Origin of the sequence: Pseudochrobactrum kiredjianiae (genome assembly GCF_030362795.1) — a bacterium.
In the GTDB taxonomy this organism is placed as follows: Bacteria; Pseudomonadota; Alphaproteobacteria; order Rhizobiales; family Rhizobiaceae; genus Pseudochrobactrum; species Pseudochrobactrum kiredjianiae.
Map to the genome: position 1 here is coordinate 630,968 of NZ_JAUCBM010000001.1, position 19,504 is coordinate 650,471.

A 19,504-nucleotide genomic window follows, 5' to 3' on the forward strand; every position below is an offset into this window, starting at 1 on the left:
AATTTCATGCTTCGGCACACGTTACAACGTCTGCTTCTCGCATTGCCGGTCATGTTCGGTGTGCTGCTGCTCGGCTTTTTGCTGATGCAGGTGGTGCCGACGGATCCGGCGCAGGTGCGTGCAGGTCCAACCGCGACACAGGAGCTGGTTGAGGCCATTCGCCGTGATCTCGGTCTCGATCAGCCATTATGGAAACAGTTCTTCTTTTATGTCGGCCGTCTGATGCAGGGCGATCTCGGCGTATCCATCATCAATAATGTGCCGGTGTCTCAGGAACTCGGTGCCACAATCGGCCCGACATTGGAGCTGATGGTTGCTTCCCTGATCTGGGCAATTCCGCTGGGTATTCTGCTCGGCACAGTCGGTGCTTATTACCGCGGCTCGCTGCTGGATCGCTCGATCATGGCTGTGTCGGTTGCCGGTGTGTCTATCCCTGTGTTTTTCTTAGGTTTGGTGCTGGTCTGGCTGTTTGGTTTTAAATATCCGATTCTGCCGTTTACCGGTCGCCTCGGGCCTTTATGGACATGGGAAGGCTTCACCAGCATAATCCTGCCGGCGATTACGCTGGGTGGTGTTTTCGTCGGCCCTGTTGCCCGTATGACCCGCACATCCGTGCTGGATGTGCTGGGCGCGGATCATATCCGTACCGCGCGTGCGAAAGGTCTGAAAGAACGTCTGGTTGTGACCCGTCATGCTTTACGCAATGCGCTGGTGCCGGTGGTGACACTGATCGGCTTGCAGATCGGCTTTTTGCTTGGTGGCGCCGTTGTGGTTGAGACAGTGTTCTCATGGCCAGGCATTGGCCGTCTGGCCGTCGGCGCTATTCTTTCCAGCGATCTGCCAATGGCGCAGGGTACGATTATTGTGATGTCTCTCGGCTTTATTCTCGTCAATCTCGGTGTTGATATTCTCTATGCCGTGCTCGACCCGCGTGTGAGAGGTGCATGATGACCAGTGTTGCAAAAACAACGCCTGTTCAGGCGGCAGAACCGGAAGTCGCCTTCAAGCGTGTCAGCGTTTTACGCATGTTGATGTCTGATACCGGCTCGGTGATTGCTTTGACCCTTGTGGTGCTGACCCTGTTTTGCGGTCTGTTTGCGCCGTGGCTGGCACCGGAAGACCCGTATGGCGGCAATCTCGGTATGATGCTTAAGCCGGTCGGTGAGGCAGGCTATCTGCTTGGCACCGACGGGCAGGGACGTGGTATGGTTACGCGTCTGCTCTATGGTATCCGCACCACGCTGTTTATGGGTTTCGTCTCGGTATTTTTCGGTTGTGTCGTCGGTGGTCTTATCGGTTTTGTTGCCGCTTATTACACCCGTTGGAGCGGCCTGCTGATGCGCTTCATGGATGTGCTGCTGTCGTTTCCGGCTATTTTGTTTGGCTTAGCAATTGCCGCAATCTTTGGGCCGGGTCTCACCGCAGTCATTATTGCTTTGTCGATTGCGACTGTGCCGCTGATGGCGCGCGTGGTGCGTGGTGGCGCGATTGTGGTGTTGCAGCAGGATTATATTGAAAGTGCCCATTCGCTCGGCATGTCCGACAGCCGTATCATCTTCAAATATGTGCTGCCGAACTGCCTGTCTTCAATCTTCGTGTTCGTGACACTTCGTTTCGGACAGGTGATCCTGCTGGGCGCGGCACTTTCTTTCATCGGTCTTGGTGCGCAGCCGCCGACAGCAGAACTTGGTGCCATGGCATCGGAAGGACGCAACTTTCTGTTCTTCGCACCGCATGTCTCGGTTCTGCCAAGTCTGATGATCTTCATTATCGTTCTGGCGTTTAACGTATTGGGGGATTCCCTTCGTGACGCGCTCGATCCGAAATTACGTAAATAAACATTTTTGGCGGCGGATCACTGCATAGAACAGGGAGCGCCACATCAGGAGGACTAAAATGAAAAAATACCTGACTGCCACGCTTATCGCCGGCGTTGCTGCCGGAGCCGTTTTGTCCGGTGCGACTTATGCCCAGACCAAAGCGCCATTGTCGATCCTGCGCGTGATTGATGCGGATAATTACGATCCGATCCGTTCCACCGCAACAGCAATGGTGGAAGTGATGTCGATGCTGGGCGATACGCTGGTATCGCTCGATTTCGACATGAAAACCGTCAAGCCGGGGCTGGCTGAAAGCTGGACCGTGTCTGATGATGGCACAACATATACCTTTAACCTGCGCAAAGACGTAAAATTCTGCGATGGTCGTCCAATGACGGCTGCTGACGTGGTCTATACGATCGAGCGTTGGCAAAATCCTGAAAAACGCTCACCAACCGCTTTCCGTGGCGGTAAGGTGAAAAGTGTAACCGCTAAAGACGATTACACCGTTATCTATCAGCTGGAAGAGCCATATTCCGATCTTCTGCCTCAGCTGACCATGCCGTTCTCATCCGTTGTGGACAAGGACACAGTTGAAAAACTGGGTGAAAATTTCGGTGTGCAGGGCTTCAACGGCACCGGCCCTTATTGCTGGGTCAGCTGGCAGCCGCGTCAGGAACTGAAGCTGAAAAAGAACCCGCATTATACATGGGGGCCGTCTTTCTATAAAAATCCAAGCCCGCAGATCGATGAGATTGTCTGGCGTATTATTCCTGAAGCCAACACACTGATGGCGGCTATTCAGGCACGTCAGGCGGATATGACCTATTACATGCCGCCGATTGCGCTGACCACAATGGAAAGCATGCCGGGTATCAGCGTTTCCAAGCAGGAAAACTATATCTATGATATGTTCATGGGGTTCAAGATCGACAAGCCTGTGGTGTCTGATCCGGTGATCCGTAAAGCCGTGAATATGGCAACCAACAAGGCGGCGATCACGCAGGCCGTTTATTTCGGTCATGGTAAGGAAATGCGCTCGCTCGTTAATCCGGCGATCATTGATTATGATGCGGAATCCGCCAAACTGACACCTGCCTTTGATCAGGATGCAGCCAATAAAATGCTGGAAGAAGCTGGCTGGAAAATGGGCGGCGACGGTATCCGTGAAAAAGACGGCCAGAAAGCCACCTTCCTTGTCTATGGTCTGCGTAATGCGACCAATCCGACTGTGAGTGAGGCCATGCAGGCTGATCTGCGCAAAGTCGGTATCGACATGAAAATCCAGCTTTGGGATGCGACTGTCGGCTGGGGCAAGATGGCAACACAGGAATTTGATGCGTTCTATATGAACTATCCGGCGCTGACTGCTCTTGAAGCGATTGGTCTGTATTTCCCGAGCCGTCAGGCACCGACACCAAACCGCATGAACTGGAAAGATCCGGCAACGGATGAGCTGATCCGTAAGGCGGCAACCACCACCAGTAAGGAAGAGCGTCATGAAGCGCTGGCAACTCTGCAGCGTAACCTGACCGAGGCCAATGTCTGGGTCACATTGTCGTCCGAGCCGATGTGGCTGATCTCCGGTGATCGTGTGGAAGGTGCCAAGGCGCACGGTATCTATGGTGCCGGTATCTATAAAGGTCTGGATATTTCTCTGAAACGCTAAAAACAAAGACTGCGGCACTGCGAGGAGGCAGTGCCGCAGTCTCAAATCGGAAATTCAGGCGCAGGGGAGTGATGCGGTGCGTGTAACAGTCATCAGAAACGCGGATATTGTCGTTGCATGGGATAAGGACAGCCAAAGCCATATCTATGTAAAAAATGCCGATGTTGCTTTTGAAAACGGCAAGCTTACCTATGTCGGTACGGGCTATGCCGGTGCAGCCGATACAGAACAGGACGGTCGTGGTTTTATGGTCATGCCGGGTCTGGTCAATATCCATTCCCACCCAGCAAGCGAACCGCTGAATAAGAGCATCCTCGATGAACTCGGTTCTCCGGGGCTGTATAATTCCGCGCTTTATGAATTTATGCCGATTATCCGTCCGGATGCGGAAGGCGCTGAAGCCGCATGGAAAGTCGCCTATGCGGAACTGCTGAAATCCGGCGTCACAACACTGGCTGATCTCTCTGTTGCCCATCCGTCATGGATTGATCTGGCAGGGCAGAGTGGTCTGCGCGTCTGCATTACGCCAATGTTCCGTACGGCGCGCTGGTACACCAAAAACGGCCATGTGGTTGAGTATGAGTGGGATGAGGCCGTTGGCGAAAAAGCCATGGCGCAGGCATTGGAAATGGTGGATGCCGCAGAGGCACATCCGTCTGGCCGCCTGTTCTCCATGCTGTGTCCGGCGCAGATTGATACATGTAGCGAAGGCCTGATTAAAGAGAGCTATGCAGAAGCACAGCGTCGCAAAATTCCTTGGCAGATTCATGCCGCACAATCGACCGTAGAATTTCATGAAATTACCCGCCGTCATGGTGTTTCGCCGGTGCAATGGCTGGAGCAGCTTGATGTGCTGGGTGAGACCAGCATTGTCAGTCACGGGATTTTCCTCGACGATTATCCGCGCAACAGCTGGCATACGCGCCGCGATCTTGATCTGCTGGTGGAAACCCGCACAGCGGTTGCCCATTGCCCGACTGTGTTTATGCGACGTGGCATAGCCATGCGCGATTTTGGCCGTTATCTGCGCGCCGGTGTGCGCCTTGGCATCGGCACCGATACCTATCCGCATAATATGCTCGAAGAGATGCGTCATGTCGGCTACGTGGCGCGGATGATGGCTGAGAACCCGCGCACTGTTACATCCGGTGAGATTTTTACCGCGGCGACTGTGGGCGGTGCTGATCTGCTCGGACGTGATGATATCGGGCGTCTGGAAACTGGCTGTAATGCCGATCTGGTGCTGGTTAATCTCGCGCATCCGATGATGCGGCCGGGCTATGATCCGATCCGCAGCATGATCTATGCGGCAGCCGAGCGTGCTGTGGATACGGTCTATGTCGGTGGTGAGAAGGTGGTCGAGAAAGGGCAATGCCTGACGATTGATTTTGAGCAGGCCGCCGAAGACCTCCACGCTGCACAGCAACGCACAGTTCAACGGGCACCACAGGAAGACTGGGCGAAACGCCCTGTTACTGCTTATGCCCCGCATTCATTTTCCGGCCTTGCGTAAGCAAGCCAACCAAAAATCCGGCCTCGATTAATCAGGCCAAAGCAATATTCCGGTCATATGGAACTATGACCGGCTTGGAGATCACACTATGACAGAACCGGTTCTCGAAATCCGCAATCTCGTCACAGAGTTTAAAACCCCGAACGGTGTCATCCGTGCGGTGGACGGCATTTCTCTGAAGGTTGAACGCGGCAAGACACTGGGTATTGTGGGAGAAAGCGGCTGTGGTAAATCCATGCTGTCGCTGTCTGTCATGGGACTTGTGCCGCAGCCCGGTAAGAATGCGGGTGGTGAAGTAATTTTTGAAGGGCAGGATCTTCTGAAACTATCGCCGGATGAGATGCGCAGGCTGCGTGGCAACCGTATTGCGATGATTTTTCAGGAGCCGATGACCTCGCTCAATCCGGTGCATACAATCGGCTATCAGCTGGTTGAGGCGCTGCAAGCGCATTATAAAAAACCGTATAAGGAAATGCGTGAGGAAGCGATTGAAGCGCTGCGCAAAGTGCGCATTCCTGCACCGGAATGCCGTTTTGATGAATATCCGCATCAACTGTCCGGTGGTATGCGCCAGCGTGTGATGATTGCAATGGCACTGGTTTGCAAGCCGGTTTTGCTGATAGCCGATGAGCCGACAACAGCGCTGGATGTGACCATTCAGGCGCAGATTCTTAACCTGTTGCGCGAGTTGCAGCAGGAAACCAATATGGCAATCATCCTCATTACCCATGATCTGGGTGTGGTAGCGCAAGTCGCGGATGATGTGGCGGTGATGTATGCCGGTAAAGTGGCGGAACGCGCTTCCGTCAATGCGATTTTCAAAGATCCGCAGCATCCCTATACCATTGGTCTGATGGGCTCGATGCCGCGTATGGATGAGGATGTTGACCGGTTGGTGGCAATCAGCGGTGTTGTGCCGCCGCCGTTTCGTTTGCCATCCGGCTGCCGGTTTAACCCGCGCTGTCCGTTTTCCGATGAGGAATGCACGTCCACTTTACCGGCATTGCATGAACTCCAGACCAATCATCTTGTTGCCTGCCATAGAGCGCCGGTGGAGGATTTCGTATGACGCAACCGCTTCTGGAGCTACAGGGTATTTCCAAACATTTCCCTGTCAAAAAAGGCCTGATCCGTCAAAAAGTGGTGGGTACCGTGCGTGCTGTGGACGAAGTTTCGTTCAAGCTGATGCCGGGTGAAACGCTGGCAATCGTGGGTGAAAGCGGTTGCGGTAAATCCACAACTGCACGTCTGGCATTGCGCCTGCTGGAGCCGACCGCCGGTCGGGTACTGTTTGAGGGCGAGGATGTTACCCATGCCAGCGGCACTAAACTGCGTGATCTGCGCCGTCAGATGCAAGTGGTGTTTCAGGACCCCTATGCCAGTCTCAATCCGCGCATGACAGTGGGGGAACTGATTGCCGAACCGATGCTGGTGCATGGTGTCGGTACCGATGCCTCACGCCGCGAGCGGGTGATTGAACTGCTGCGCCGCGTTGATCTGGCACCGTATCATGCCGCGCGTTATCCGCATGAGTTTTCCGGTGGTCAGCGCCAGCGTATCGGTATTGCCCGTGCGCTTTCCTTGTCACCGAAACTGATCGTTTGCGACGAGCCTGTCTCGGCACTGGATGTGTCCATTCAGGCGCAGGTGGTCAATCTGCTCAAAGATTTGCAGAAAGAAATGGGGCTGTCTTACCTGTTTATTTCGCACGGACTGCCGGTGGTCAAACATATGGCTGACCGCGTGGCAGTAATGTATCTCGGACAGGTGGTGGAGATCGCCGACAAGCATCAGCTCTATAATAATCCGCGCCATCCCTATACGCAGGCTTTGTTGTCTGCCGCGCCGCAGCCCGATCCGGCGTCGCGCGGCTCATGGAACGTGCTGGGTGGCGATGTCCCAAGCCCGCTTAATCCGCCTTCCGGTTGCCGCTTTCATACCCGTTGTCCACTGGCACAGGATTTGTGCAAACAGCAAATTCCTGAATTGAAGGATTTAGGCACTGGCCAGCAGGTGGCCTGCCATTTTGAGAGCCAGGTGTCTGCCTTCAAACATGCGGCGCATTTCGCATCCGGTGCGGAGAAATTGCAGCAGCGTTTAGGGCTTTTCGCGAAGAAGCGGGCAGAAAAAGAACAGGCTGCTTAAAAACAATCAGACTACAATAAAAACATGCCGCTTCAGTTCTGAAGCGGCATGTTTTGTGTTTGGTGGTTATTTCCAGATTTCGCCGTCTACTTTGCCGTTGAGTTCCGGATAATCTTTCAGCGTGAAATGCGGTGTACCGCGCTTCTGCTGGTCGAAATAATCCTTGGTCACTTTAACAACCGTGCCGGAGAGCAGAGCAATGGCAATCAGGTTGATGGTTGCCATCAGACCCATAGCGGCATCAGCCGCATTGAACACGGTGAGAATGCTTTCATAGGCGCCCCAGACGACCATCAGCAGTGTGCCGCAGCGCAGTAGTGAGATCCACAGACGTTTACCGGCACCGAGATAAATCATGGCATTTTCCGCATAAGCGTAATTGCCGATGATGGAAGTGAAGGCAAAGAAGAAGATCGCAATACTGATAAAATAGCTTCCGAACCAGCCGATATGCACAGTCATGGCTTCCTGTGTCAGAAGCGTGCCGGTAAGACCTGAATTTGGTGCCAGTTTATTTGACAGCAGGATCATGATGGCTGTTGCGGTACAAATCAGAATTGTATCAATGAACACGCCGAGTGCCTGCACAAACCCCTGCGAGGACGGGTGGTGCGGATTAGGTGTGGCAGAGGCCGCGATATTTGGTGCCGAGCCCATACCGGCTTCATTGGAGAACAGCCCGCGCTTCACACCATTCATCAGTGCGCCGGCGATACCACCTGCGGCAGCTTCCACACCAAAGGCGCTTTTGACAATCAAGGCCAGCAGAGCAGGGACTTCGGTAATATTGGTAATCAGTACAAAGAGCGCAACACCGAGATAGATTGCCGCCATAAACGGCACAACCAGTTCGGCCACGCGGGCGATCTGACGGATGCCACCGAAAATGACGATACCGGCAAGCGCTGCAATTACAATGCCAACCACAATTTTGGAGAAGCCGAAAGAGCCGTTCATTGCATCGGCAATGGCATTGGCCTGCACAGCATTAAACACCAGACCAAAGGCGAGGATCAGACAGACGGAGAAGATGACAGCGATCCACGGGGCTTTCAGACCTTTCGCAATATAATAGGCTGGCCCGCCACGGAACTGACCATTTGCATCACGGGTTTTATAAAGCTGCGCCAGTGTGCTTTCGGCATAGGCCGTAGCCATACCGACAAAGGCGACGATCCACATCCAGAAAATAGCACCGGCACCACCGAGATAAAGCGCAACCGCCACACCGGCAATATTGCCGGTACCGACGCGGGAGGCAAGGCTGGTACAGAGTGCCTGAAACGGGGTAATCCCGCTGTCATCGCGCTTTGGTGCGCGCAAAACCGAGCGGAAAAACTCAGGAAAGTGCAGAAGCTGAATGAAATTGAGCCTGATCGAGAAATAAATCCCGACCGCAAGCAATCCGTAAATCAGGACATAATCCCAGAGGATCGTGTTAATAAAGGCAATAATTGTTGTCATTTGTAGAATACGCTCCGGTCACACCTCAGTTGAGGTGACGATGTCGTTTTGCGGTAAATATGACTTAATAAATTATTTTAGCTTATATTCAGGCTCATTGCTTGGAGCACTGCGATCCAACATGAATGTAGACCGCTCCAGTTTTTTAGCAATGACTGAAGAGCGGTGCTTTTGCCAATAAAATTCGGTCTTGTCAAAAATACAGCCGCACGGTCTGTGTAAAACCGGCGGCTGTTGTTTAAAAAATGATTATTTATGCGGTCAGAGCTTCAGCTTTACATGACGGTTGACATCTTTGTAGAGCAGATAGCGGAACTTGCCCGGACCACCGGCATAACAGGCCTGCGGACAGAAGGCGCGCAGCCACATATAGTCACCGGCCTCAACCTCAACCCAATCCTGATTGAGACGATAAACCGCTTTACCTTCAAGCACATAAAGACCATGCTCCATCACATGGGTCTCCGCAAAAGGAATAATGGCACCCGGCTCGAACGTGACGATATTGACATGCATATCGTGGCGCAGATCGCTTGGGTCAACAAAGCGGGTGGTTGCCCATTTGCCGTCGGTGTCCGGCATAGCAACCGGCTCGACTTCGGACTCATGCTTGAAAAAGGCTTCCGGCACATCCAGACCATTCACATATTCAAAACTTTTGCGAATCCAGTGGAAACGGGCAGGTGCCTCGCTTTTATTACGCACAGTCCAGAGGCTCTTCGGCGGCAAAAACGCATAGCTGCCTGCGCGCATGGCATGATCTTTGCCGTCAAGCGTAATGACAATATTGCCTTCAACCACAAAAATACCGGCCTCGGCATCCGGGTCAGGTTCTGGCTTGTCACTACCGCCTTTTGGTTCCAGTTCGACGATATATTGCGCAAAGCTCTCGGCAAAACCGGACAACGGGCGCGATAAAATCCAGACGCGTGTCTTGTCCCAGAATGGCAGGCAGGATGTGACAATATCCATCATCACGCCTTTAGGGATAACCGCATAGGCCTCAGTGAATACGGCACGGTCGCTCAGCAATTGCGTCTGCTTGGGTGCGCCGCCGGTTGGCGCATAATAAGTGCGGTCAGTCATGATCTCTCCCGTTGTCTTTATCCTCTGTTTGCAGTCAGGCTGGTTTTGAGCAATTCTGCAAGAGGGCGTAGTGGGATTATCACTGAAATCTATAAATTGTCGACAATATTGTATATAATTTCCCGTTTATTGGATTAATAAACGGGAAATTACAGTATGATCAGGCGAGATCAGGCCGGTCTGTGGTGATCTGACGGATTGGTGTGTTTTTCCAGAACGTCAGTTCTGGTTCGGTATTCGGCACCCAAACGCCCAGACGCTCCGGTGCGATCCGGCTGGTGATAGCGTCCCAGCTATGGGAGAGCAGGGCTTTTTCAATGGCGAGAATATCGGCATGGGTGTCGAAATAATCGAGCGCTTCCTGTAAACCACCGAGAATAGTGGCGCTGAAAGCATTGAGCGAGGCGAGGCGGCGCATTTCCGGAGCAACATCTTTCACTTGCTCCAATACCTGACGGGTAAAGCCGGTAAGTATGCACTGATCTTTCATACCCTGTGCGCGGATGATCTGCACAACCGCATCGGTGAGGCCGTCATAGAGATCACCATTGGCGCGGTTTTTCAGTTCCACATGCAGTTCCATACCGGTCGGTTTGAAAATTTCCAAAACCTCTTCAAACAGCGGAATATGTTCATCCATGCTTTCACGTAAATAAGTATTCACACGCGCAGTTTTGGAAAGCTCTGCCACATCGCCGAGGCCGTTGGTGGTGCGCTCCAGTGTCGGATCATGCAGCACAACCACTTCACCGGCATTGGTCAGATGCAGATCAAATTCCACACCGGCAATATTAAGATCAGCGGTTTTGCGAAAACCGGAGAGTGAATTTTCAGGCCAGAGATTACGCGCGCCGCGATGGCCGATAATACGTGTCATGACAGGTATTCCTTTTAACGAATGGTCGGGTCGAGTTTGTCGCGCAGCCAGTCACCGAGGATGGAAATCGATAGCGTGGTGAACATGATCACAAAGGCCGGTGCCAGCATGATCCATGGCGCGGTTGTCAGATATTCGCGTCCGTAACCGACCATATTGCCGAGGCTGGATTTTGGCGGCTGCACACCAAGGCCTAAGAAAGACAGGCTGCTTTCCAGCAGAATGATCTCAGGAAAAGTCAGGGTCATCGAGACGATGAGGGTCGAGGCAATATTTGGCAGAATATGGCGCAGATAGACCCATGATTGCTTGGCACCAAGCTGCGTCACTGCTGCGGCATAGCCCTGCGAACTGGCGGAAATGGCCAGACCACGGGCGATACGGGCATAGCGCTCCCAACCGTAAAGCCCCATCAGGCAGACCAGCAGCATCATGGAGTTACCGAAGAAAGCCAGCACTGAGAGTGCGAGGATCAGAAACGGCAATGCCGCCTGAAAATCGGCCAGTGTCAGCACGACTTGTTCTACGGTCTTGCGGAAATTCGCAGCAAGAAAACCAACGGTAGTGCCGAGCAGGGTGGAAATAATGGTGGCACCAAAAGCGATCAGCAGAGAGACACGAATGGATTCAATCAGGCGGGACAGGACATCGCGCCCGACCTCATCTGTACCGAGCCAATGTTGCGGGTGTCCCGGCATGACAAGACGGCTTTTAAGATCCATCGCCGTAATGCTGTAAGGGCGGATCCAGTCAGCTGCGATAGCGATGATAATCATCGCGGTAAACCAGATCAGCGACAGCATAACCAGCAGGGGTATGCGTTTCTTTTTGCGCTTTTGGATATTCACCGCCGGCACGCCGGTACTATCGCTGATTGAGAGTTCAGACATCAGCTGGTTCCTTTACGCTTTGGCTTGATTATCGCGCAGGCGCGGATCGAGAAAACCATAGAGCAGATCAACAACGAAATTGGACAACACCATTGTCGAGGCAATCAGCAGCAGGATACATTGCACGACCGCCAGATCGCGGTTGGAGACGGCAACCACCAGCAAACGTCCGACACCTGGCCATGAGAACAGGGATTCAATCACCACTGCACCGGCCACCAGTGAGCCGACCATGAAACCGACCAGTGTCACAATCGGAATGGCGGCATTGGGCAGCGCGTGATTGCGAATGACGTTGCCCCAGCGCACGCCTTTGGCACTGGCGGTGCGGATATAAGGTTGGCCGAGAATTTCAATCATGGCACTGCGGGCAAAGCGGGCGAGAATGGCCGCACCGGCAATGCTCATGGTGAACACTGGCAGAATGGCATGCATCCATGTGTCACTGCCACCGGAAGGTAACCATTTCAGTGTCACCGAGAAGATCAGCACCAGCACCAGACCCAGCACGAAATTCGGCAGGGTAAAGCCTATAATGGCGGTCATCATCACCAGCCGGTCGATGATGCTGTCACGATGGAGTGCCGCATAAACACCGGCAGGAATACCGATGGCCAGATTGAGCAGCAATGTCGGAATGGTCAGCATCAGTGTCGCGGGAATGCGCTCGGCAACCAGATCAATCGCTTTCTGGCCGTCGCGCATGGAGACACCGAGATCGCCCTGAAAAATCGCCCCGAAATAACTGAAATATTGTACGAGGATCGGCTGATCCAGCCCCCATGCTTTGCGGAAAGCCTCGACGGCTTGTGGCGGTGCATCAGGCCCAAGAATGATTTGTGCCGGATCACCGGACATGCGCAGCACGATAAAGGCAAAGCTTACGACCAGCACGATGGTGATGAACGCCCGCAACAGACGGGTAAGGAAAAAAGAAATCATCAGTCTGTCCTGTTATCCGGCTAATGCTATTTGCTGCGATGCACTGTCATAGAGATGGCTTGTTTGCCCCTTGTCATAAAGATGACAGGCAACACTATGCTCTTTGCCGGTTTGCAAGGTTTCAGGCACCTCGGTGCGGCAGCGCTCAGAGGCGAAACGGCAGCGCGGATGAAAGGCGCATCCGCTTGGTCTGGCTGCCGGATTTGGCGGCTCGCCCTGCAGGATAATGCGGTTGCTCAGGAGCGTACCGGGCACCGGAATACTGGAAACCAGTGCCTGCGTATAAGGATGCTGGGGTGCCTGAAAAATCACATCGGACGGTGCTTCTTCCACAATCCGACCCAGATACATCACAGCCACACGGTCACTGATATTGCGTACCACTTTCAGATCATGGCTGATAAACACCATGGCAATGCCGTTTTTCTCCTGCAGATCGCGCAGCAGATTGACCACCTGCGCCTGAATGGAAACATCCAGTGCTGAGACGGCTTCGTCGCAAACCAGCAATTCGGGATTGCAAGCAATGGCACGAGCAATCACCACGCGCTGGCGCTGCCCGCCGGAAAGCTCGTGGGGAAAGCGCGCTGCATGGTGCGGCATCAGGCCAACGGATTGCATCAGTTCTTTCACCCGTGCCGCACGGCTTTCCTTGTCGCCGATGCCATGGATCAGCAGCGGTTCTTCAATCTGCGTGGCAATGGTCAGACGGCGATCAAGTGCAGCCAGCGGGTCCTGATAAACAAGCTGCATGCGTTTGCGCAAAGCCCGCCATTCATTGGTGCGGGCAGGTGGCAGAACATCGCCGTCAAAGCGCACTTCACCGGTACTCGGACGTTCCAGTCCCAGCAACAGGCGACCGGTGGTGGATTTGCCGGAGCCGCTTTCGCCGACAATACCCAGCGTTTTACCTTTTTGTATGGACAGGCTCACCGCATCTACGGCTTTGACCTCTGTTGGCTTGGCAAATAATCCGCGCTTGGAGGTGTAGATTTTGCTTAAATTTTTAGCTTCGAGCAGCGGCTTGTTCATGACAGCACCTGCTGTTGTGTTGCCGGAGCGGGAGCAATAAATGCAGTCGGTACAACCGGTGTCGCAGGAATAACAGTGTCACGTATTTCAACGGGGCGGAAACAGGCGATATAACGATCATACTGATTGCCGGTCAAAGGCGGCAGATCGCTTTTGCAACGATTTTCTGCACGGTTGCAGCGCGGAGAAAAAGCACAGCCTTTCGGTAGTTTTCCCGGTTCCGGCACAGTGCCTTCAATAGGGATGAGACGCTCACGGCCACCATCAATGCGCGGGATCGCATCAAAAAGCCCGCGTGTATAGGGATGGCGCGGCTGCGCGAACAGCGCTTCTGTCGAACTTTTTTCGATCATACGTCCGGCATACATCACGCAGACCCGTTCGCAGATTTGCGACACGGCACCCAGATCATGGCTGATGAACACAATCGCCATGCCGGTTTCCTTACGGATACGGGCGAGCAGGTCGAGCACCTGCGCCTGAATAGTGGCATCCAGCGCGGTGGTCGGCTCATCGGCAATCAGCAAATCCGGCTCACCGGCCAATGCCATGGCGATCATCAGACGCTGGTTCTGCCCGCCGGAAAACTCATGGGGAAAATTATCAAGACGGCGGACAGCATCAGGAATGCCGACCAGTTCCAGCAGGCGCAGCGCTTCTTTGCGCGCAGCCGCACCGGAAATACCGCGATGCAGTTTCACCGCTTCTTCGATCTGCTTGCCGACACGGATCACCGGATTGAGCGAAGAGGACGGATCCTGAAAAATCATGGCAATGCGTGATCCGCGTACAGATTCCAGTTTGCGCCGTGTCGCGCCGATCAGATTGGCACCGTCAATCATGACCGAACCGGCGACTGTGGCTTTCTTCGGCAGTAGCCCGAGTGCTGCCAGCCATGTTACGGATTTGCCGCAACCAGATTCTCCGACCAGCCCGACGGCTTCGCCTTTTTCAATTTTCAGATTGATACCGTGCAAAACCTGCACGCCGTCAAAAGCCACTTTCAGATCGGCGATCTCGACCAAAGCCATCGACGCGCTCCTGTTATAAATAACGGCATCAAATGCCGAAGCAGAGAATGAAACAAAAAGCCATGCGGATGATGACACCCGCATGGCTCACAGGGCTTAGCCCCAGTTGTTTTTACGGAATTCCATGGCGAAGGCCGGTGCGGCTTTCCACTTCACGGATTTACGTTTGGCGGTGAAAGTCGCGTTCTGGTGCAGAACCGTATAGGCCGGATCTTCACGCTCGCAGATTTCCAGCATCCGCTTGAAAGCTTCACGGCGTTTGCCCTGATCCATACTGGTTTCAAGGAAGCCCGAGAGTTCATTCACTTCCTTGTTTGTCCATTCGCCAACCTGCTGCTGCTGACCGTTTGGACCATGTTGGCTGACAATGGAAGAGACCGGATCGTTGAACGGTGCGGAGTTCGACCAGTCGCGCACCGCGCGGGTCGGGGTCTGTTCCAGCACCTGCTGCCAGTTTTCCTTCATCTCGATCTCAACATTGAGACCGGCCTGCTGCCACATCTCCACCAGAATTTGACCGGTTGCGGTCTGGTTGGTGTAGTAATTGTTGAGCAGACGATAAGGGATCGGATCGCCTTTATAACCGGCTTCTTTAAGCAGCTGACGCGCGAGACCGGGATTATATTCCGGCACAGTCCAGTCACTGATGAACATGTCAGCATAATACGGCCATTGCAGACCCGCCGGAATTTGTGTGCGGCCTGCCCACAGGCTTTCAACGATAGCCTGACGGTCGATCGCATGGGTGAAGGCGCGACGGATCAGCGGGCTGGCAAGTTGCGGGTGGTTCTTGTCGAACACGGTCAGACGATGGTTGAGCACCGCACCGCCGAGAACTTCAAACTCGGGGTTCTTTTCGATGTTTTCAATCTGATCCGGCGGGATATCACAGGCGAAATCATATTCACCGGAAAGCAGACCATTGACGCGGGAAGCGACTTCCGGCACTTCAACAAAACGGATGCTTTTCAATGGCGGACGCCCGCCCCAATATTCGTCATGCGCTTCAAGCTGCAGATAATTATCCGGTTTGAATTCCACGATTTTATACGGACCGCTGGTCACAGGCTTACGTGCCCAGTCGAGATAGCTGCTGGCTTCTTCATAGGCGCGGCGGTTCATGATCTGGCTGCCGTAACGGGAAATGCGGCCTTCCAAGGTGATGTCCGGCGTACCATTTTTGAAGCGTACGGTATATTTGTCGACGATCTCAACGCCGAGCAGTGACGGGAAATTGCGGCGCGCTGTGGCCGGAACTTCCGGCGGCAGTTCTTTGCTCTCGCGATTGGTTGGATTGACCTCGGTGACGCGGAGCGTTTCACCTGTATTTGGCTTGGTGTCGCCGAACATACGGTCTGCACTGAATGTAAAGGCCACATCTTCGGCGGTCATTTCATCGCCGTTGTGGAATTTCACGCCTTGGCGCAATTTCAGTTCAACGGTCTGGTCGTCAATGCGCTTCCATTCGGTCGCAAGACCTGCAACGCGGTTGAGATTGTTGATCCAGTCAATCTCGATCAGTGCTTCCCACAATTGCGAGAAGAATATGCGTTCGCCCACATTGGACTGCTCGCGCAACACATCAAGCGTATTGGAGTTGGATACTTTCTGCACCGCAATGGTGATGGAAGGACGGTCATTGCTCTGGGCAATGGCAAAGCGTGGCAGGGTCAGTGAGGCTGCGCCAAAGCCGATCAGGCCGAGTGCATTGCGCCGGTTAATCGAAACCATCAAAGGTCTCCCGTTGTTGACAGAAACATGATGCCGTCCGGCTGTTAAAGAGCGGGGAGGAAAAACCGGTTCCGGCATGGACTGGCAGCGGAATAGGCGCTCTGTGTGACACGGGTATAAACTTGATTTTATCTTTTCATGACATTCTGCTGACAGCCGGTTTTTGTGTTGCAACCGTATGAAATATTTATGAATTTTCTAATTTCTATGATTTGAGCTCAGTGTTGTAAAATGCCTGACATATAATGCAGGCAAGAGCGCGCTCATGCGGTTGCTTGCAGAGTTGCAGCGCCGTTTATTGATGCATAATGTATGATTATTTTGTGCATCGCATTTTGGCGCCATCCTTCAATAAGTGTGGCTATCTGATTATTATCCGAGGACGAGACAATGTCTGAACTGCCGATTATTGGTGCTGCCCTGCTGGTTGAAGAAATGCCGGTTCACCGCGACTGGTATCTTTCCAAACCGCGCGATCTAGAAATCCAGAGCTTTATCGATGCCGATGTACTGCGCGGTGACTGGAAACCTATGGCTGAAGAAATCAAGAAACAGCTGGATGGTCATCAGGGGCGTTTGGGTATTCATGGCCCGTTCTGGGGTTTTACCATTGATACGCCGGATCCGGATGTACGCACCGTTGTGCAGAAACGTCTCGATCAGGCTCTGGATGTTTGTGAGTTTCTCGGTGCCGATCAGGTTGTGATCCACAGCCCGTTCACCACATGGTCTTACAACCATCTGGATGACGGTTTTAAAGGCCGTGAAGAAATGACTGAAAACACCCATTTGGCGCTGACACCAGCTCTGCGCCGCGCGGAAAATATGGGCGTGACTTTTGTGATTGAAAATATTGAAGACATCAATCCGTTTGAACGTCTGAAACTGGCCGACAGTTTTAACTCGTCTTCTGTGGCCGTTTCCATCGATACCGGTCATGCCCATTACGCTCATGGTAATACCGGTGCGGCGCCGGTTGATCATTTCGTTCATGCTGCCGCCAACCGTTTGCAGCATGTGCATTTGCAGGATGCGGACGGCTATGCTGACCGCCATTGGGCAACCGGTGACGGCACAGTCAACTGGAAAGCTGTCTTTGCAGCGTTGAAACAATATGACAGCAATCCGCGCCTGATTTTGGAAATGCGCGACCATAATGACATTAAAAAATCGATGAAATATCTGGAAGCCACAGGGTTGGGACAGTAAATTTTATCGACGGAATAATAATTGTTGTTGCGTCCCGCCGGTGTTACACCGGCGGGATGTTGCATTTTAAGGAGCCGCTTATGTCCGTTTTACGCCCGTTTTTATCCGCTTGTGTCATGCTGCCTTTATGGTCAGGCACAGTGCTTGCAGAACAAAGTTCAGCAGAGCCGGTAAAGCAGGCAACGGCAAAAGCGGAAGGTCCTTGTGCAGTGATTTTTTCCGAGGCGTCTTCACTTTTGAATGATGCAGAAATTACCTATCGTGCCGATGGCTGTACACTCACCAATGTTACATTCAACGCCGGTATGTATCAGAACTGGACAGCGCAAAAAGTGGAAATCAGCAGTGCTGCGCTTGATGAAAAGGCGCAGACCCTACCGGAATGGGGAGAGGTGCATATACAGTCTGTCGGATTCTGGCCGAGCAATCTTCCTGCTATGCGTTATCTGAGTAAGCTCAAAGACGATGGCTTTAGTCTCAAAGTGGCCTATCGCTGGGATCAAGACAGCAAAGTCTTGAATGTGAATGAGGTTCGTTTATACGGCAAATATATCGGTGAGGTTCTGGCATCTGCCATTGTGGAATTACCTGAATTACCAAAATTGGATGCCCTGGATGAACCAACTCCGCCGGTTGACAATATTAAACTCCGTGAGATTTCAGCAAAGCTCGACGATCAGGGTTTCTTTGTAAATTACGTGATGATGACCCTTGTCGGGCTGATCGGGTATGATCATGATCCGGAACCGGAAGTTGAAAATTACCGCGCTATGGCACTGGCTTTTGTGGCCGGTTTGTCACCGGAGATGCTCGCGAGCGACGATAAACAGGCCATAATCCGCTTCATTACGGATTTGCCGAAGCCAAAAACTCCCGCAGAAATTCATCTGAATTTTGATCCGGCTATCGCTCTGGCTCAGAACGATAAAGAGCCTTTGAAAATGCTTGGTGAACTCCAGAAAACTTTAAAAATTAAGGCGAGTTACGCAGGGCAATAAGCCCTTCATGGCTATAATTTCAGTTGGTTTGGCAGCATGAAGCACAAGTTTGTTTACATAGGTTTGTGCTTTGTGAAGTGGTTTCCGGTGGTCTCAAGGGCTGTTTTTCATTATAGCGGCCAAAATATTTCGCTTCAGACAGTAGGAAATGACTCTTATGCAAGCACTTGAACAGACGTTTCCGCGTCGTGCAATTCAGATCAAAAATGCAGGCCTTTCAGGCGGTATCATGCTCTCGTTCGCGATGGTCGTTTGTATGGCGCTGGGTATATTTTTGTTGTGGTATCAGGGCCCGGGTATTCTCCGCGATTATACAATCAGCCAAAATCCGATCGTGGATGACAATGCATATATCCGAAAAGGCGAATGTAAAACCCGCCAAATCATTATGACGGATTGCAAAGCTGATATTATCTTCAAGGACAATACGGGCAAGTCTGTTCAGGAGAGCGTCAGCTTCATGTTTTTTGACCTGAACAGTTCAGGTTATGAAGTAGAAGTCGTCCGCTCCGGCGATGATCCGTCATTGGTGACGCTGGATCTGGGAATTGAAAAGCTTTGGGATCGCATTTTTACACTTGGTGTTTTCACGGTGCTGCTGATCGGTGGGGCGATTGCAGTGATTGTCGCCATGTTCAAAACCCGCGGGTTGAATAAGAAGATGCGTAAACCACTGGTGCTTAAACCGGTTGCTGTGACGATCACAGGTATTCAAAAGAACTATGGTATTCGCAACGTGTTTTACAGCTACATGAATGATGCGGGTAAGAAGAAAAAACGCGCAAGCCGCTTCAAGAAAAAAGAAGAGCCATTTTACTTGAGCGTTGCAGCGGGCACTAAAGCCAATCAAACACCTGCATTGGCAGTCTTACCACAGGGCTGCGATGTGCCGATATTGCTGGATGAAAATCTTGATCGTCTCGATCTGACAGCAGATGAAAAACAATCAATTCAGAACGCATTGGCAGTCTGATCATTCTCTGTCGTCATCATCTTTGGAGGCTTGGCATCACGCACACATAATCTTGACAATCAGCCTATACTGGCAACTGTTTCTCCGGACAGGTGACAACTGATCTTGCCAAGTGCAGAGAATA

The 19,504-nt window shown here is 52.6% G+C and carries 17 protein-coding genes; 9 read left to right on the top strand and 8 right to left on the bottom strand.

Features of this window, described 5'->3' with window-relative positions; genetic code table 11:
- The first annotated feature begins 6 nt into the window (after positions 1 to 6).
- From QUF18_RS02835 to QUF18_RS02860, 6 genes are all read left to right on the top strand, one after another.
- On the top strand, positions 7 to 948 hold the full coding sequence (locus tag QUF18_RS02835) for an ABC transporter permease (RefSeq protein WP_289385054.1): 942 nt from the start codon (positions 7 to 9) through the stop codon (positions 946 to 948).
- A complete protein-coding gene (locus QUF18_RS02840) occupies positions 945 to 1,838 on the top strand; it encodes an ABC transporter permease (protein ID WP_289385055.1) in 894 nt (297 codons plus the stop codon). The genes QUF18_RS02835 and QUF18_RS02840 overlap by 4 nt, the downstream gene beginning before the upstream one ends.
- Positions 1,839 to 1,896: 58 nt before the next feature.
- Positions 1,897 to 3,489 (top strand): ABC transporter substrate-binding protein, encoded by a 1,593-nt coding sequence (locus QUF18_RS02845; RefSeq protein ID WP_289385056.1) that lies wholly within the window; start codon positions 1,897 to 1,899, stop codon positions 3,487 to 3,489.
- A gap of 76 nt (positions 3,490 to 3,565) precedes the next feature.
- Complete coding sequence (locus QUF18_RS02850) at positions 3,566 to 5,002, top strand: amidohydrolase family protein (protein WP_289385057.1); 1,437 nt, start codon at positions 3,566 to 3,568, stop codon at positions 5,000 to 5,002.
- Between the two features lie 88 nt (positions 5,003 to 5,090).
- On the top strand, positions 5,091 to 6,071 hold the full coding sequence (locus QUF18_RS02855) for an ABC transporter ATP-binding protein (protein WP_289385058.1): 981 nt from the start codon (positions 5,091 to 5,093) through the stop codon (positions 6,069 to 6,071).
- Entirely contained in the window at positions 6,068 to 7,147 is a 1,080-nt protein-coding gene (locus QUF18_RS02860) for an ABC transporter ATP-binding protein (protein ID WP_289385059.1), read from the top strand. Before QUF18_RS02855 ends, QUF18_RS02860 begins: the two co-directional genes overlap by 4 nt.
- Positions 7,148 to 7,213: 66 nt before the next feature.
- On the opposite strand, the gene QUF18_RS02865 is transcribed toward QUF18_RS02860, so the two are convergent.
- The 8 genes from QUF18_RS02865 to QUF18_RS02900 form a co-directional block, all read right to left on the bottom strand.
- Complete coding sequence (locus QUF18_RS02865) at positions 7,214 to 8,611, bottom strand: alanine/glycine:cation symporter family protein (protein ID WP_289385060.1); 1,398 nt, start codon at positions 8,609 to 8,611, stop codon at positions 7,214 to 7,216.
- A gap of 261 nt (positions 8,612 to 8,872) precedes the next feature.
- Complete coding sequence (locus QUF18_RS02870; protein ID WP_289385061.1) at positions 8,873 to 9,697, bottom strand: bifunctional allantoicase/(S)-ureidoglycine aminohydrolase; 825 nt, start codon at positions 9,695 to 9,697, stop codon at positions 8,873 to 8,875.
- A gap of 160 nt (positions 9,698 to 9,857) precedes the next feature.
- Positions 9,858 to 10,574, bottom strand: coding sequence for a glycerophosphodiester phosphodiesterase family protein (locus QUF18_RS02875; RefSeq protein ID WP_289385062.1), 717 nt, complete (start codon positions 10,572 to 10,574; stop codon positions 9,858 to 9,860).
- A 14-nt stretch (positions 10,575 to 10,588) separates the two neighbouring features.
- Positions 10,589 to 11,464 (bottom strand): ABC transporter permease, encoded by an 876-nt coding sequence (locus QUF18_RS02880; protein WP_289385063.1) that lies wholly within the window; start codon positions 11,462 to 11,464, stop codon positions 10,589 to 10,591.
- A 12-nt stretch (positions 11,465 to 11,476) separates the two neighbouring features.
- Positions 11,477 to 12,406: an ABC transporter permease gene (locus QUF18_RS02885; RefSeq protein WP_289385064.1), complete on the bottom strand. Its 930-nt coding sequence runs from the start codon at positions 12,404 to 12,406 to the stop codon at positions 11,477 to 11,479.
- A gap of 12 nt (positions 12,407 to 12,418) precedes the next feature.
- Complete coding sequence (locus QUF18_RS02890; RefSeq protein WP_289385065.1) at positions 12,419 to 13,438, bottom strand: ABC transporter ATP-binding protein; 1,020 nt, start codon at positions 13,436 to 13,438, stop codon at positions 12,419 to 12,421.
- Entirely contained in the window at positions 13,435 to 14,469 is a 1,035-nt protein-coding gene (locus tag QUF18_RS02895) for an ABC transporter ATP-binding protein (RefSeq protein WP_289385066.1), read from the bottom strand. Before QUF18_RS02895 ends, QUF18_RS02890 begins: the two co-directional genes overlap by 4 nt.
- A gap of 96 nt (positions 14,470 to 14,565) precedes the next feature.
- Positions 14,566 to 16,200 carry an ABC transporter substrate-binding protein gene (locus QUF18_RS02900; protein WP_289385067.1) on the bottom strand — a complete coding sequence of 545 codons (1,635 nt, stop codon included), beginning with the start codon at positions 16,198 to 16,200 and terminating at the stop codon, positions 14,566 to 14,568.
- A 390-nt stretch (positions 16,201 to 16,590) separates the two neighbouring features.
- On the opposite strand from QUF18_RS02900, the gene QUF18_RS02905 reads away from it, so the two are divergent.
- The 3 genes from QUF18_RS02905 (at position 16,591) to QUF18_RS02915 (ending at position 19,380) form a co-directional block, all read left to right on the top strand.
- Entirely contained in the window at positions 16,591 to 17,409 is an 819-nt protein-coding gene (locus tag QUF18_RS02905; protein WP_289385068.1) for a sugar phosphate isomerase/epimerase family protein, read from the top strand.
- 80 nt (positions 17,410 to 17,489) lie between these two features.
- On the top strand, positions 17,490 to 18,407 hold the full coding sequence (locus QUF18_RS02910; RefSeq protein ID WP_289385069.1) for a hypothetical protein: 918 nt from the start codon (positions 17,490 to 17,492) through the stop codon (positions 18,405 to 18,407).
- A 157-nt stretch (positions 18,408 to 18,564) separates the two neighbouring features.
- Positions 18,565 to 19,380: a hypothetical protein gene (locus QUF18_RS02915; protein WP_289385070.1), complete on the top strand. Its 816-nt coding sequence runs from the start codon at positions 18,565 to 18,567 to the stop codon at positions 19,378 to 19,380.
- Positions 19,381 to 19,504 lie beyond the last annotated feature (124 nt).

Bases quoted from the DNA above. Each gene is read 5' to 3' on its own strand.
- QUF18_RS02835 (WP_289385054.1), top strand. From the start codon at position 7: ATGCTTCGGCACACGTTACAACGTCTGCTTCTCGCATTGCCGGTCATG.
- QUF18_RS02840 (WP_289385055.1), top strand. From the start codon at position 945: ATGATGACCAGTGTTGCAAAAACAACGCCTGTTCAGGCGGCAGAACCG.
- QUF18_RS02845 (WP_289385056.1), top strand. From the start codon at position 1,897: ATGAAAAAATACCTGACTGCCACGCTTATCGCCGGCGTTGCTGCCGGA.
- QUF18_RS02855 (WP_289385058.1), top strand. From the start codon at position 5,091: ATGACAGAACCGGTTCTCGAAATCCGCAATCTCGTCACAGAGTTTAAA.
- QUF18_RS02860 (WP_289385059.1), top strand. From the start codon at position 6,068: ATGACGCAACCGCTTCTGGAGCTACAGGGTATTTCCAAACATTTCCCT.
- QUF18_RS02865 (WP_289385060.1), bottom strand. From the start codon at position 8,611: ATGACAACAATTATTGCCTTTATTAACACGATCCTCTGGGATTATGTC.
- QUF18_RS02870 (WP_289385061.1), bottom strand. From the start codon at position 9,697: ATGACTGACCGCACTTATTATGCGCCAACCGGCGGCGCACCCAAGCAG.
- QUF18_RS02875 (WP_289385062.1), bottom strand. From the start codon at position 10,574: ATGACACGTATTATCGGCCATCGCGGCGCGCGTAATCTCTGGCCTGAA.
- QUF18_RS02880 (WP_289385063.1), bottom strand. From the start codon at position 11,464: ATGTCTGAACTCTCAATCAGCGATAGTACCGGCGTGCCGGCGGTGAAT.
- QUF18_RS02885 (WP_289385064.1), bottom strand. From the start codon at position 12,406: ATGATTTCTTTTTTCCTTACCCGTCTGTTGCGGGCGTTCATCACCATC.
- QUF18_RS02890 (WP_289385065.1), bottom strand. From the start codon at position 13,438: ATGAACAAGCCGCTGCTCGAAGCTAAAAATTTAAGCAAAATCTACACC.
- QUF18_RS02895 (WP_289385066.1), bottom strand. From the start codon at position 14,469: ATGGCTTTGGTCGAGATCGCCGATCTGAAAGTGGCTTTTGACGGCGTG.
- QUF18_RS02900 (WP_289385067.1), bottom strand. From the start codon at position 16,200: ATGGTTTCGATTAACCGGCGCAATGCACTCGGCCTGATCGGCTTTGGC.
- QUF18_RS02905 (WP_289385068.1), top strand. From the start codon at position 16,591: ATGTCTGAACTGCCGATTATTGGTGCTGCCCTGCTGGTTGAAGAAATG.
- QUF18_RS02910 (WP_289385069.1), top strand. From the start codon at position 17,490: ATGTCCGTTTTACGCCCGTTTTTATCCGCTTGTGTCATGCTGCCTTTA.
- QUF18_RS02915 (WP_289385070.1), top strand. From the start codon at position 18,565: ATGCAAGCACTTGAACAGACGTTTCCGCGTCGTGCAATTCAGATCAAA.